The 13,040-nt window shown below is 68.7% G+C and carries 13 protein-coding genes and 1 pseudogene; 6 read left to right on the forward strand and 8 right to left on the reverse strand.

What is annotated here, in order from left to right; translation table 11 throughout:
- The gene (locus L6444_RS06045; RefSeq protein WP_236981330.1) at positions 1-468 is read right to left on the reverse strand and encodes a succinate dehydrogenase hydrophobic membrane anchor subunit; all 468 of its coding nucleotides are present in this window, start codon (positions 466-468) and stop codon (positions 1-3) included.
- Positions 465-896 (reverse strand): succinate dehydrogenase, cytochrome b556 subunit, encoded by a 432-nt coding sequence (sdhC, locus tag L6444_RS06050; protein WP_255731143.1) that lies wholly within the window; start codon positions 894-896, stop codon positions 465-467. Before sdhC ends, L6444_RS06045 begins: the two co-directional genes overlap by 4 nt.
- 147 nt (positions 897-1,043) lie before the next feature.
- Between sdhC and L6444_RS06055 the strand changes: the two genes are divergently transcribed.
- From L6444_RS06055 to L6444_RS06070, 4 genes and pseudogenes are all read left to right on the forward strand, one after another.
- The gene (locus L6444_RS06055; protein ID WP_236981331.1) at positions 1,044-1,442 is read left to right on the forward strand and encodes a cytidine deaminase; all 399 of its coding nucleotides are present in this window, start codon (positions 1,044-1,046) and stop codon (positions 1,440-1,442) included.
- 1,058 nt (positions 1,443-2,500) lie between these two features.
- Positions 2,501-3,804, forward strand: a pseudogene (locus L6444_RS06060) (thymidine phosphorylase).
- Complete coding sequence (locus L6444_RS06065) at positions 3,801-4,883, forward strand: adenosine deaminase (protein WP_236981332.1); 1,083 nt, start codon at positions 3,801-3,803, stop codon at positions 4,881-4,883. The pseudogene L6444_RS06060 and the gene L6444_RS06065 overlap by 4 nt, the downstream one beginning before the upstream one ends.
- 302 nt (positions 4,884-5,185) lie before the next feature.
- A complete protein-coding gene (locus L6444_RS06070; RefSeq protein ID WP_236981333.1) occupies positions 5,186-6,091 on the forward strand; it encodes an alpha/beta fold hydrolase in 906 nt (301 codons plus the stop codon).
- Positions 6,092-6,153: 62 nt separating this feature from the next.
- Here L6444_RS06070 and L6444_RS06075 read toward each other — a convergent pair whose 3' ends face one another.
- From L6444_RS06075 to L6444_RS06090, 4 genes are all read right to left on the reverse strand, one after another.
- On the reverse strand, positions 6,154-6,552 hold the full coding sequence (locus L6444_RS06075; RefSeq protein ID WP_236981334.1) for a type II toxin-antitoxin system VapC family toxin: 399 nt from the start codon (positions 6,550-6,552) through the stop codon (positions 6,154-6,156).
- A gap of 16 nt (positions 6,553-6,568) precedes the next feature.
- Positions 6,569-6,799, reverse strand: coding sequence for a FitA-like ribbon-helix-helix domain-containing protein (locus L6444_RS06080; RefSeq protein ID WP_236981335.1), 231 nt, complete (start codon positions 6,797-6,799; stop codon positions 6,569-6,571).
- A gap of 160 nt (positions 6,800-6,959) precedes the next feature.
- Positions 6,960-8,300: a protein export chaperone SatS gene (gene satS / locus L6444_RS06085; protein WP_236981336.1), complete on the reverse strand. Its 1,341-nt coding sequence runs from the start codon at positions 8,298-8,300 to the stop codon at positions 6,960-6,962.
- Between the two features lie 33 nt (positions 8,301-8,333).
- A complete protein-coding gene (locus L6444_RS06090; protein ID WP_236981337.1) occupies positions 8,334-9,197 on the reverse strand; it encodes an alkaline phosphatase family protein in 864 nt (287 codons plus the stop codon).
- Positions 9,198-9,290: 93 nt separating this feature from the next.
- Here L6444_RS06090 and upp point away from each other — a divergent pair, with 93 nt between their 5' ends.
- Entirely contained in the window at positions 9,291-9,914 is a 624-nt protein-coding gene (gene upp / locus L6444_RS06095; RefSeq protein WP_236981338.1) for a uracil phosphoribosyltransferase, read from the forward strand.
- Between the two features lie 4 nt (positions 9,915-9,918).
- Here upp and L6444_RS06100 read toward each other — a convergent pair whose 3' ends face one another.
- Both L6444_RS06100 and L6444_RS06105 read right to left on the reverse strand, forming a co-directional pair.
- A complete protein-coding gene (locus tag L6444_RS06100) occupies positions 9,919-11,496 on the reverse strand; it encodes a phospho-sugar mutase (RefSeq protein WP_236981339.1) in 1,578 nt (525 codons plus the stop codon).
- Complete coding sequence (locus L6444_RS06105) at positions 11,493-12,272, reverse strand: purine-nucleoside phosphorylase (protein WP_236983856.1); 780 nt, start codon at positions 12,270-12,272, stop codon at positions 11,493-11,495. The genes L6444_RS06100 and L6444_RS06105 overlap by 4 nt, the downstream gene beginning before the upstream one ends.
- 76 nt (positions 12,273-12,348) lie before the next feature.
- Here L6444_RS06105 and L6444_RS06110 point away from each other — a divergent pair, with 76 nt between their 5' ends.
- The gene (locus tag L6444_RS06110; protein WP_236981340.1) at positions 12,349-13,038 is read left to right on the forward strand and encodes a cutinase family protein; all 690 of its coding nucleotides are present in this window, start codon (positions 12,349-12,351) and stop codon (positions 13,036-13,038) included.
- Positions 13,039-13,040 lie beyond the last annotated feature (2 nt).

Here is a 13,040-nt window from a genome sequence, read left to right on the forward strand (position 1 = left end):
TCACGAGATGTTCGGGTTGAAGGTCATCAACACGTACGTCCCGAGCATCAAGGTGAACACCATCGACGCCGTCAGCAGCGTGTTGAGCCAGAACCGGGTGATGTTCTTGCGGCTGTAGTCATCGATGATGTTGCGGATTCCGTTGCCGCCGTGCAGTTGTGCCAGCCACAGCAGCAACAGGTCCCAGACTTGCCAGAACGGTGAGGCCCAGCGTTGCGCGACGAAGTTGAAGTCGAGGCGGAAGACGCCGCCGTCCCACATCAGCATGATGAACAGGTGTCCGATCGCCAGGAACACCAGCACGATGCCGGAGAACCGCATGAACAGCCAGGCGAACTTCTCGAAGTTCGGGATGCCGGCGCGGCGGCGCGGGGAGCGGGGGTTGTCCAGGCTGGCCGGCCGGTCGTAGCTGCGTTGCCGGACCGGAGCTATCTGACCGGGGCCGAGCTGAAGGTCCGGAGCGCTCATCGCAGCTGCTCCGAAACGTGGATGCCGATCACCACTCCGGCCATCACCAGGGGTATCAGGAACGCCACCGCGACCACCCACAGCATCGTCCGCTGATGGCGCGGGCCTTCGGACCAGAAGTCGATCAGGATGATGCGGATCCCGTTGAGCGCGTGGAACAGCACGGCGGCCACCAGGCCGTACTCCATAAGGCTGACGATCGGAGTCTTGTACGTCGCCAGGACTTGGTTGTAGGCCTGCGGGCTGACCCGTAGCACCGCCGCATCCAGCACGTGGACGAACAGGAAGAAGAAGATCGTGGCCCCGCTGATGCGGTGCAGCAGCCACGCCCACATGCCGGGGTCGCCCCGGTACAGGGTGCGCGGCGGCCGCCGTTTGCGCGGGGATCCGGGGGTGACCGGTTCCGCGGCCTCGGTTTGCGTACTCACCTGGGTTCTCCCCCTTCTGCCGGGCACCCGAGCTTAGCTCGGCCGACGTTGCCGGCGGTAGGAAAGCGATGCGATGCAGCTGACGTGTTGCGGCGGAGGTTAGGGTGATTCCGGTTGATTCGGCGCGTGCGCGATCGGGGTGACAAGTTGGCAGAGCTTGATTGGAATGTGCTGCGGGACAATGCAATCAAAGCTTCTGCGCGGGCCTATGCGCCGTATTCCGGGTTTCGGGTAGGGGCTGCCGCGCTGGTGGACGACGGCCGCGTCGTGGCCGGATGCAATGTGGAGAATGTCTCATATGGCCTTGGTCTCTGCGCCGAATGCGCGGTGGTGTGTGCCCTGCACGCAGGCGGTGGCGGTCGGTTGCTGGCGCTGGCTTGTGTCGACGGCGACGGTGCGCCGCTGATGCCGTGCGGGCGCTGCCGCCAGGTGCTGTTCGAACACGGCGGACCCGAGATGCTGGTCGACCACGCCGACGGCCCGCGGCGACTGGGCGACCTGCTGCCCGAAGCGTTCCAACCCGACCTGCGCCGGAACTTGTCGTGAGCGGCAACGCGCTGGCAGCCGTTCTCGTCGTAACCGTCCTCGGTCTGGCCGGATGCGGCTCACCTTCGGCGACGGCACCGACCGCGTCGCCGGCGTGGTCGGAGGAGTCCGTCACATTCCAGGTGGGTGCGATGACGGTGTACGGCACCTTCCGTCACCCCGCCGGGCAGCAACCGGCGGCGCCGGCGGCGCTGCTGATCGCCGGCAGCGGGCCGACCGACCGGGACGGCAACTCCGCGGTCATACCCGGCCAGATCGACACGTTGCGAAACCTGGCTCGGGCACTCTCCGACAACGGCGTGGCCAGCCTGCGCTACGACAAACTCGGCACCGGCCAGACCGGCGTCGGCCCGTACGCGGCGGACCCCGGCAAACTCGACATGGCGGTGTTCCAGGATGAGGTGGCCGCCGCCCTGAGCTTTCTGGCCGGCCGGTCCGGCGTCGACAAGAACCGGCTCATGGTGATCGGCCACAGCGAAGGCGCCCTGTACGCCCTGTTGGCAGCGGCCGCGCCGGGCACGGTCACCCCGGTGCGGGCCGTGGGGCTGCTGGAGCCGCAGAGTCGTCGCGTCCTGGACCACGTACTCGAGCAACTGCATGCCCAGGCGGACGCGGCCGTCACGGCCGGAAAGCTGACCGCCCCCCAAGCCGCCGAGTACACCGCGGCTTTCGACAAGGCCATCCGGGATTTCCGGGCCACCGGTCAGGTCCCGCCGGACGAACCGGCGGCGCTGAAGCCGATCATCAACGCCGCCAACGCGCGGGTACTGCAGCAGGAAGATGCCGTCGATCCCGCCCAGGCCGCCGCCAAGCTGCCCCGCGGGATGCCGGTGCTGGTCAGTTGCAGCGACGCAGACACCCAAAGTGACCTGCGACGACGTCGACCGCCTGGTCGCCGGCCTGACCAGCGCCGGCACCAAAACCGACTTCGTGCACCTGACCGGGGTGAACCACGTCCTCAAGGAGGACGCCAGCAGATCACCGGAAAACTACATCCGACCGCTGCCGTTCTCCGCCCAGCTCACCGCCGCGCTGGCGTCCTTCGTCAAAGGCAACCTGTGACCGGCCCGGCTCTCGACGCTTTCGACGCGCCCACGGTGATCCGGACCAAGCGGGACGGCGGCCGGCTGTCCGACGCGGCGATCGACTGGGTGATCGCCGCCTACACCGACGGCCGGGTGGCCCCCCCGAGCAGATGTCGGCGTTGCTGATGGCGATCCTGCTGCGCGGCATGGACCGCGGCGAGATCGCCCGCTGGACGGCGGCGATGCTGGCGTCGGGGCCCCGGATGGACTTCACCGACCTGGGTCTGCCGACGGTGGACAAGCATTCCACCGGCGGGGTCGGCGACAAGATCACCCTGCCGCTGGTGCCAGTCGTGATGGCATGTGGGGGGTGTGGTGCCCCAGGCCTCCGGGCGCGGGCTGGGCCACACCGGCGGCACCCTGGACAAACTGGAATCGATCCCCGGATTCACTGCCGAGCTGTCCAACACGCGCGTACGTGAGCAGCTCCGGGACATCGGGGCCGCCATCTTCGCCGCCGGCGAACTCGCCCCCGCCGACGCCAAGCTCTACGCGCTGCGTGACGTCACCGGCACGGTCGAATCGCTGCCGCTGATCGCCAGTTCGATCATGAGCAAGAAGCTGGCCGAAGGGGCGGGCGCGCTGGTGCTGGACGTGAAGGTGGGGTCGGGGCCTTCCTGAAAACCGAAGACCAGGCCCGTTCGCTGGCCCACACCATGGTCGACCTGGGCACCGCGCACGGGGTGCCCACCCGCGCCCTGCTCACCGACATGGACTGCCCACTGGGGCGGGCCGTCGGCAACTCGCTGGAGGTGGCGGAGTCGCTGGAGGTGCTGGCCGGCGGCGGGCCGCCGGACGTGGTGGAACTGACGGTGCGGCTGGCCGCCGAGATGCTCGAGCTGGCCGGGCTCGCCGGCCGTGATCCCCGGCAGACGTTGCGGGACGGCACCGCGATGGACCGGTTCCGGCGGCTGGTCGCCGCCCAGGGCGGCGATTTGGCGAAACCTTTGCCAATTGGTGAGTGTTCGGAAACCGTGACGGCCACTTCAAGCGGCACAATGAGCGACATCGACGCGATGGCAGTGGGGCTGACGGCGTGGCGGCTCGGTGCGGGCAGATCCCGACCGGGTGCGCGGGTGCAGCACGGCGCCGGCGTGCGGATCCATCGCCGACCCGGCGAGCCGGTGGCCGCCGGTGAGACGCTGTTCACGCTCTACACCGACACCCCGGAACGCTTCGGCCCGGCACTGGCCGAGCTGGACGGTGCCTACCGGCTGGCCCCGGCCGACCAGCCGCCCGCGCCCCGGCCGCTGATCATCGATCGGATCACGCCATGACTCTGAGCCTGGAACAGATCAAGCAAGCGCCCAAGGCGTTGCTGCACGACCACCTCGACGGCGGGCTGCGCCCGGCCACGGTGCTCGAAATCGCCGCGGAAGTCGGCTACGACGAGCTGCCGGCCACCGACGTCGAGGCGCTGGCGACCTGGTTTCGCACCCGGTCGCACAGCGGGTCGCTGGAGCGCTATCTCGAACCGTTCTCGCACACCGTGGCCGTGATGCAGACGCCCGACGCGCTGTACCGGGTGGCGCACGAGTGTGTGGAGGACCTGGCCGCCGATTCGGTGGTGTACGCCGAAGTCCGGTTCGCCCCCGAGCTGCACATCAACCGCGGGCTGTCGTTCGACGAGGTGGTGGACGCGGTGCTCGCGGGGTTCGCCGCCGGTGAAAAGGCTTGTGCGGCAGACGGTCACGCGATCAAAGTGCGCTGCCTGGTGACCGCGATGCGACATGCCGCCATGTCGCGCGAGATCGCCGAACTGGCGATCCGGTTCCGGGACAAAGGCGTGGTCGGGTTCGACATCGCCGGCGCCGAGGCCGGCTACCCGCCGACCCGGCATCTCGACGCGTTCGAATACATGCGAGAGAACAACGCGCGCTTCACCATTCACGCCGGCGAGGCGTTCGGGTTGCCGTCCATCCACGAGGCGATCGCGTTCTGCGGCGCCGACCGGCTGGGTCACGGGGTGCGCATCGTCGACGATATCGAGGTCGCCGACGATGGGCGGGTCAAACTTGGCCGGCTGGCATCGCTGTTGCGGGACAAGCGAATTCCGTTCGAAATGTGCCCGAGCTCCAACGTGCAGACTGGCGCGGTGTCCAGCATCGCCGAGCACCCGTTCGATCTGTTGGCGCGCACGCGCTTCCGGGTCACCGTCAACACCGACAACCGGCTGATGAGCGACACCACGATGAGCATGGAGATGTACCGGCTGGTCGAGGCGTTCGGCTACGGGTGGAGCGACCTGGAGCGGTTCACCATCAACGCGATGAAGTCGGCGTTCATCGCGTTCGACGAGCGGCTGGCCATCATCGACGAGGTGATCAAGCCGCGGTACGCGGTGTTGATCGGGTAGCGCGTCTGCGCGTGTCGCCGCGATTGCTGGAGGCCTCCACAACGGAATTGGCGGCTATCGCGTCGGCGCTCGACGCGGCACATCTGGATGCAGCTATCCCCAGCTGCGCGATAGCACCCGCGGGGCCGTCCATCGCCGACGTGCTCGGTGGCCCGCTCACTGGCCCCTTCGGCAGCGTCTTTCGGGATCTTGTTCGACGCGTTTTTCCTGCTCTGGCTTGGCGGTACTTTTATTCTGGCTCCCGTGGCTTTGTCTGCATTGGCCTGCGTCACGGGCGGAGGTCCTGCTACTAGCGTGGACCCATGCAGCTGCCGGAGTGTGTTCGGGACGACGACGCCGGACTCTTCCAACTGCCCGACGGCCGCACGCTGGCTTACCAAGAATGGGGTGACCCCGGCGGCTATCCGGCCTTCTACTTCCACGGCACCCCGAGCTGCCGGTTGGAGGGTGTGTTCGCCGACGGGGCGGCGCGACGGCACGGGTTCCGGCTGATTGCGGTCGACCGGCCCGGGTTCGGACGCTCTACGTTTCAGCCGCGGCGCCGGTTCCTGGACTGGCCTGCCGATGTGTGTGCACTGGCCGACGCGCTGGGACTGACGGAGTTCGGCGCGGTCGGGCACTCGGGGGCCGGGCCGCATCTGTTCGCCTGCGGCGCACTTATCGCGGGGTTGCGGCTGAAATTCATTGGCGCACTCGGACCGTGGGGTCCATTGGTGACGCCGCAGATCATGCGTGGCCTCAGCGCCACCGACCGGCTCTACGAGCGGCTGGCGCGGCTCGGGTCGTGGCCGTTCCACGCGGCCTACGTTCCGCTGGGCTGGGGTGCCCGATTTGCGCCCGGGTGCTTCAGCCGCGCTGTGACGACGTCGTTGCCCGAAACCGACCCGCACCATGTAGGTGGCGAGGTTTTCCTGCGGCACTTCCGCGCCATCCAGCTCGAGGCGTTCCGGCAGGGCGGTCGCGGCGGTGCGCACGAAACATTCCTCGAATACCGCCCGTGGGGATTCGGGGTCGAGCAGGTCGCGGTGCCCACTCATATCTTTCAGGGCGACCGTGACACGTTCATCCCGCGCGTCATCGGCGAATACCTGGCGCGCAGCATTCCCGGCGTTGACTTCCAATGGGGAATTGGCAAGGGGCACTTTGCCATTGAAGCCTGGGACGACATCCTGGCGGCATGTAAGGGGATCCAGGCCGATAACATTTAAAGTTGGACGCAAGTCGGGAATCTACCCCCTGGCGGTTGTCTACCCTCCCGTCTTCGGCAGATCTAGAGCAGAGTGATCGCGACTGGTATACCGAGTTGATCAGTGGCACTGGCCAAGCGGCTGTCGACGGTGATCACGGCGGCGGAGCGTTCGGCGGCGACAGCGACGTACAGGGCGTCGTAGATCGAGATGTTGTGCCGCCAGGCCCAGGCGGTGCGCAGGAGCAGTGCATCAGGAAGCACGTATTCGATGGCGAGTGCGGTGATGGCGTCGGCGGCGGCCTCGGCGTCCTCGGGTTGCAATTGTTTGCGCAATACGGCTTTGTGCAGAGTGCGTAGTACCTCGCCCGGCATGTGGGCGGGCGCGAGCCAGCCGTCGTCGTCGTTCAAAGCTGTGCGTGCCGTGTCGCCTTGGGGAGCGCCGCTCGTGAGCGCCAACACCAGCACGCCTGCGTCCACCACGATCACAGGATCAAATTCACCCGTCGCGGTCGGCGCGGATGACGGTCGCCACTTCTTCGGCGGTCATCGTGAGGCTGCGATGACCAGCCAACGCCTCCAAGAGCTGCCGGTTGCGTTGAGCTTGGTACTCCCGCTCCAACAGTGATCGCAGATACGTTTGGGTGGATTGGCCGCGCGCTTCGGCACGGGCCGCCAGCGCGTCGCGAACTTCTTCGGGGACGTCTTTGATCTGAATCGCTACGGCCATGGCCCAACCTAACACATGTGCATGTCATGCGCATGCAGTGGCCTTCTCACCGGACCTTCTCCCCAGGCGATTGGCCGCGTCGGCCGCTGGCATGGCTGAGAATGGGCGGCGTGGGCCCAGCTGTGGACGTGCGGATACGGTAGCGCCCCCGCGGTGCGAGCTACTCCCGGCGCAGGCGGCTCTCGACGAACGCCTCCAGCTTCTCCCACGCCCGCACCGCGGCGGAATACGGACCGTTGGGCTTGCTGACGGAGTCGGGTTCCAGCACGTAGGCGATCAGCTTGCCCAGCGGCTTATTGGTTTCCAGTGCCTTGTCGACGGTGCTTTCCTCGGAGTAGTCGCCGATGTCGCGGAGTAGTTCGACGGCCAGGTCGAGCTGATCACGGTCCACCGCCTCGGGGCCGTCGGCGAAGTCGTCGGCCAGCCCGCTGAGCACATAGACGTTCTCGTCGGTGATGTCGACCTTCAGCGAGCCGTCGGTAGCGGCGGTGCGGATGTCGTCATAGGTGCTCAAATCCGACAGGTCGTGGTCGTGCTCGTCGGCGAGGTAACGGGCCAGCGCCCGCTCGGAGCTGAACACGCTGATCCGGCCGTTGCGGCCCAAGAAGATCGGACGATCATCGAAATAGCAGCGCAGCGTATAGAAGGTGCCCGAACTGGTCATGATCCGGATCGGATCGATGCCCACCTGCGCCCAGAAGTCCTCGTCGCTGCCCAACACCACCGTGTCGCCCTCGGCGCGGCCCTCGTCTTCCTCGTCTTCCTCGTCGTCCGAGTCGTCCGTGTCGTCCGTGTCTTCCGAGGCGTCCGTGTCGTCGGCTTCGTCGGCCTGTTCGTCCTCCTCGGCAGCCTCGCCCGCCGTCTCGTCGGCCGCCTCCTCCTCGGGTTCCTCGGGTTCCTCGATCTCCTCCTCGAGTTCCTCGGCGGCCTTCGCCGACAGCTCCTCGTCGACCTCGGGGGTGCTGACGACGTCGTCGAGGGCCTTGAGCACGTCGTCCCAGCTGCGCGCGATCACCTCGGCGATCGCCTCCCAGCGCTTGCGGCCCGCCTTGCCGGTGAAGTTGTCGATCCCGCCGGACACCGTGCCCAGCGTCGGGTTGCCGTTGAAGAATTTCGAGATCGCCGGCAGCTCACACACCGAGCCGATCGACGAGACGATCGCCAGCGCCCCGGCCAACGCCGCCACCGACTCCTCGGTCGGCTTGTCGGCAACCAACTCCTCGACGGCAACCAAGTCGAACCGCTTGTCCTCGGCCGGCTCGAACTTGCGGGCGTGCGCCTCGGTGATGCCCCGCCACGCCGGGTGATCGGTCAGGTCGTTGTCGTCGTTGCTGCGTACGAACGCAACCAGGTCCGCAACGTTCTCGAACGCATACAGGTCTTCGTCCTTGCCCAGGAACGCCTCCCACTCGTCCCCGGAGTCGCGCCAGCGCGGCGCCCACAGCGTGTAGAGGTCGCCCTCGGACAGGCTCAGGCGGATGGGCACGAGGTCAGCAGCCATGCGGCACAGAATAGCGACCCGCCCCGTCCGCGCTTATCCGCCCCAAATAGTTGCGATGGGCGGCGCGTTGGCCGCCAAACCGGTTTTGGGCAGCCCGTACATCTCCTCCAGCGTGGCCAGCACGTTGTAGTGGCTGATGGTCTCGTTGTAGCTGCCGGGCTGGATATGCGCGCCGTAGAACACCGTCGGGATCTGGTTGCGCTGGCCGCCGTCGTCCTCGTCCCACGTCAGGATCAGCAAACTGTTGTTGGCCTTGGCCCAGTTGGCGTACGCCGACATCCGGCTGTTCAGCCAGGCGTCGCCCTGGGCGATCGAGCCGTCGTGCATGTTGTTGTCGTTGTTCGGGATGACGAACGACACGGTCGGCAGCGACGCATAATTCGCCGGCTGCGGGAACGCCGAGAACGGCACCGACACCCCCGGCGGCACGTTGCTGAAGTTGACCCACGGCACATGCTTGCGCGCATATTTGCCCGCGCTGCATACCGTCGAACCGACCGCCGGCAGGTCCTCCGAGTAGCCGCCGAAGGTGTGGCCGGCGGTCAGCAGTTCGGAGGCCAGGTTCGGTTGGGCGCCGACCTCGACCGGGCAGCTGTCCTTCTTCAATCCGAACGTGCTGCCGGCGAACAGCGCCAGATAGTTGGGCTCACTCGGATGGGTCTCGGCGAATGATTGCGCCATCATCGCTCCGCCGGCGGCCAGCGCGTTGATGAACGGCGCCGCCTGATTGCCGATGATGTTGGCCTGCGAGCGGTTCTCCTCGATCACGATGACCACGTGGGCGTAGGTGGGCAAAGCGGCCGCCGCCAAGGCCGGCCGGGGGGTGGGCAACAGGACCGCGCCCACCGCGGCGATGGCACAAAATGCCCTGCTCAGAGGCCATTTCAGTCGCCGCATGCCGGGAGTATATGGCTCGGCCGGAGCGGCCGACGGGAAGCGATCACGCGTGTCAGCAGGCCTGAACCGGATTGTTATATAAGGTCACTGTCCGTGGAGGTGCATGTCGTTGACCACCCGCTGGCGGCGGTCCGGCTGACCGTATTGCGCGACGAACGCACCGACAACGCCACCTTCCGTGCCGCGCTGCGCGAGCTGACGCTGATGCTGGTCTACGAGGCCACCCGGGACGCGCCCACCGAGCCGATGTCGATCCGGACGCCCCTGGCCGAGACGACGGGTGCGCGGCTGGCCGAGCTGCCGCTGTTGGTTCCGGTGCTGCGCGCCGGGCTGGGCATGGTCGACGCGGCGCTGGCGGCATTGCCCGGGGCTGCGGTCGGTTTCGTCGGGGTGGCCCGCAACGAACAGACCCACCGGCCCAACCCGTATCTGGCGTCGCTGCCCGAGGACTTGTCCACGCAGCCGGTGCTGATCCTGGACCCGATGCTGGCGACCGGGGGATCGATGACGCACACCGTGCGCCTGCTGCAGGAGCGCGGCGCCACGCGCATCACCGCGGTGTGCGTGGTGTCGGCACCGGAAGGCATCGCGGCGTTGGGGGAGGCGGCGCCCGGCGCACGATTGTTCACCGCGGTCGTCGACGACGGGCTCAACGAGATCGCCTACATCGTGCCCGGACTCGGTGACGCCGGCGACCGCCAGTTCGGGCCGCGCTGACCCGTCACCACTGCTGGACCTCGCTTTTCAGCTGGTCGCGCAGCTGCCGGGCGCGCCGCCGGGCGGTATCCAGGTCCTCGGACGGTTGGCAGCGAATCTCCAAGTAGCACTTGAGTTTCGGTTCGGTACCCGACGGCCGCACCACGACCCGGACCCAGGTGTGCTGATCGCCGCCGGTGTAGATCAGGGCGTCGTCGGTGTCGGTGACGGTGGCATCGAAGCCGGCCAGCCGGGCCGGCGGCGCCTGCCGCAGCCGGCGCATCACCGCCGCGGCCTCCTCGGTGTCGGTGACTCGCCGCGACACCGCGGCGACCTCGTGCATGCCGAAACGACGGGCCAGGTCGTCGAGCGCGTCGCTCATGGTGCGGCCCCGCTGGCGTAGCGACGCCGCCAGGTCGCAGCACAACACCGCCGCGCTGATGCCGTCCTTGTCGCGCACCGAGGCCGGGTCGACGCAGTGCCCGATCGCCTCCTCGTAGGCGTAGACCAGGCTGCCCGGGTGCTGGGCGTCGGCGCGGGCCAGCCACTTGAACCCGGTCGGGGTCTCGACGTGCGTCGCGCCGTGCTGGCCGGCGATCGCGGCGAGCATGCGGGAGGACACCACGGTGCTGGCGACCGTGCGCTTGCCCGATGACGGCTGCGACAGGATGTAATCGCCCAGCAGCCAACCGGTTTCGTCGCCGGACAACATCCGCCAGCCAGTGCGGTCGGGGATGCCGACGGCGCACCGGTCGGCGTCGGGGTCCAGCGCGATCGCGATGTCGGCGCCGACGTCGGCCGCCAAACTGAGCAGCGCGTCGGTGGCCCCCGGTTCCTCCGGGTTCGGGAAGTCGACAGTCGGGAAGTCGGGGTCCGGCGCGAATTGCGTTGGGACCGTGCGCACGTCGCCGAATCCGGCCCGGCGCAGCGTCTGCACCGCCACCGTGCCACCAACCCCGTGCATCGGCGTCAACGCCACCCTTAGCGCGCCGGTGCCGCGGCGCACTGCGGCCGCGCGCTGGATGTAACGCTGCACCAGGTCTGTGTCGGCGGGTTGGACTGGGCTGCGCGGGATTTCGTCGGCCGCAGGAGCGGATTTCATCGCGGCCTCGATCTGTCGGTCGGTGGGGGAGACGATCTGCAGGCCGCCGTCCAGATACACCTTGTAACCGTTGTCGGTCGCCGGATTGTGCGACGCCGTGATCTGAATCCCGGCGGCCGCCCCGGTGGCGCGCACCGCGAAGGCGACCACCGGCGTCGGCACCGGATCGGGGAACATGGACACCGAAAACCCATGGGCAGCAAGCACTTCTGCTGCCGCGACGGCAAACGCCGCCGAACCGTGCCGGGCATCGCGGCCCACGATCACCGTCTTGGATCCTTCGGCGCCCGCACCGACCACCTGCGCCAGCGCCCAGGTGGCCCGCAACACCACCGCGATGTTCATCGCATCCGGGCCGCCACGCACCGGACCGCGCAGCCCCGCGGTACCAAAGGTCAGCGGCCGGGCGAACCGGGCGGCAAGCTCGTCGGGACCCAGCGCGGCCAACTCCGCGGCCGTTGCGGGGTCGGGGTCGTGGGCGATCCAGTCTTCGGGCGTCACTGGAACCGGGCGATCACGTCAGCCAGCAGCGAGCCCATCGCGGCGGCCGACGCGGCGCCGGCGGCCAGCACCTCGGCGTGGCTCAGCGGCTGCCCGGTGATACCGGCGGCCAGGTTCGTCACCAGCGACACCGCCAGCACCTCCGCACCGGCCGCGCGGGCGGCGATGGTCTCGTGCACCGTCGACATGCCGACCAGGTCGGCGCCCAGCGTCCGCAGCATCCGGATCTCGGCCGGCGTCTCGTAATGCGGCCCCGGCAGCGCGGCGTACACGCCCTCGACCAGCTCCGGGTCGATCTCGCGGGCCAGCGCACGCAGCCGCGGCGCGTACGCGTCGGTCAGATCGACGAACTGCGCGCCGACCAGCGGCGAGCGCGCGGTCAGGTTCAAGTGGTCGCTGATCAGCACCGGCTGACCCACCCGCAAGTCCGCCCGCAGCCCGCCGGCGGCGTTGGTCAGCACCACGATCCGCGCCCCCGCCGCGCACGCCGCCCGGACCGGGTGCACCACATGCTGCAAGTCGTGCCCCTCGTAGGCGTGGATACGGCCGGCCAGCACCAGGACGCGGTGCGCGCCGATCGGCACCGACAGCAGCTCACCGGAGTGCCCGGCCGCAGCGGGCGGCGCGAACCCGGGGACGTCGGCCTGCGCCAACACGGCGGTCGGGGACCCCAGCGCGACCACGGCAGGTGCCCATCCCGACCCCAGCACCACGGCGACGTCGTGCCTACCGGTGCTGGTGCGTTCGGCGATCACGCGGGCCGCGCGCGCCGCCATCGCGTCGGGGTCGGGCGCCACGCTGGTCACATCGCGCGAGCCTAGCTCGTCGCGCCCCCGAAACCGGGGGTGTGTGATGATCGGCCCTGTGAGACTTCGCAAATCGCCTCGTCCCGCGGTGTCCGCCGCGGTTTCAGCTGTTGTTTTCGCCGCCCTGGCCGCTTTCGTGGTCGTTCCGCTGCCCAGAGCGTCCGCCGACGATTGCCCCGCCGTCGAGCTCGTCTTCGCCCGCGGAACTGCCGAGCCCCCCGGGCTGGGACGAGTCGGCGACGCGCTGGTGGCTGCGCTGGGGCCCGCCCTGGGCTCCCGCAGCCTGGGCGTCTACCCGGTGAACTACGCGGCCAGCTACAACTTTCTGACCACCGGCGACGCGGCCAACGACGCCAGCGACCACATCGCCTGGATGGCCGAGCAATGCCCCAACACCCATATCGCGCTCGGCGGCTTCTCCCAAGGCGCCGCCGCCATATCGATGATGGCCGGCGTGCCCCCGCTGGGCGAGCGGATCGGCAACTTCGGCTCGGCGCCACCCCTGGACCCCGCGCTGGTCGGCCGCGTCACCGCCGTCGCGGTGTTCGGCAATCCCGGCAACCGGTTCGGCACCCCGCTGTCCACGGCCGGAGCGTTCGCCGGCCGCGCCATCGACCTGTGCAGCGAGGGTGATCCGGTCTGCGTCGTCGGTGGGCGCGACCGCGAGGCGCATCACGCCTACGAGGATCCGCCGTGGCCCGTACAGGCCGCGCAATTCATCGCCGCACGGGTGTAACC

It is taken from the genome of Mycobacterium kiyosense, from assembly GCA_021654635.1.
GTDB classification, from domain to species: Bacteria; Actinomycetota; Actinomycetes; order Mycobacteriales; family Mycobacteriaceae; genus Mycobacterium; species Mycobacterium kiyosense.

What these genes read in the sequence shown, in the direction of transcription:
- L6444_RS06065 (WP_236981332.1), top strand. Translation starts at nt 3,801, where the DNA reads ATGACTCTGAGCCTGGAACAGATCAAGCAAGCGCCCAAGGCGTTGCTG.
- L6444_RS06110 (WP_236981340.1), top strand. Translation starts at nt 12,349, where the DNA reads ATGATCGGCCCTGTGAGACTTCGCAAATCGCCTCGTCCCGCGGTGTCC.
- L6444_RS06080 (WP_236981335.1), bottom strand. Translation starts at nt 6,799, where the DNA reads ATGGCCGTAGCGATTCAGATCAAAGACGTCCCCGAAGAAGTTCGCGAC.
- L6444_RS06070 (WP_236981333.1), top strand. Translation starts at nt 5,186, where the DNA reads ATGCAGCTGCCGGAGTGTGTTCGGGACGACGACGCCGGACTCTTCCAA.
- L6444_RS06090 (WP_236981337.1), bottom strand. Translation starts at nt 9,197, where the DNA reads ATGCGGCGACTGAAATGGCCTCTGAGCAGGGCATTTTGTGCCATCGCC.
- L6444_RS06045 (WP_236981330.1), bottom strand. Translation starts at nt 468, where the DNA reads ATGAGCGCTCCGGACCTTCAGCTCGGCCCCGGTCAGATAGCTCCGGTC.
- L6444_RS06105 (WP_236983856.1), bottom strand. Translation starts at nt 12,272, where the DNA reads ATGGCGGCGCGCGCGGCCCGCGTGATCGCCGAACGCACCAGCACCGGT.
- satS (WP_236981336.1), bottom strand. Translation starts at nt 8,300, where the DNA reads ATGGCTGCTGACCTCGTGCCCATCCGCCTGAGCCTGTCCGAGGGCGAC.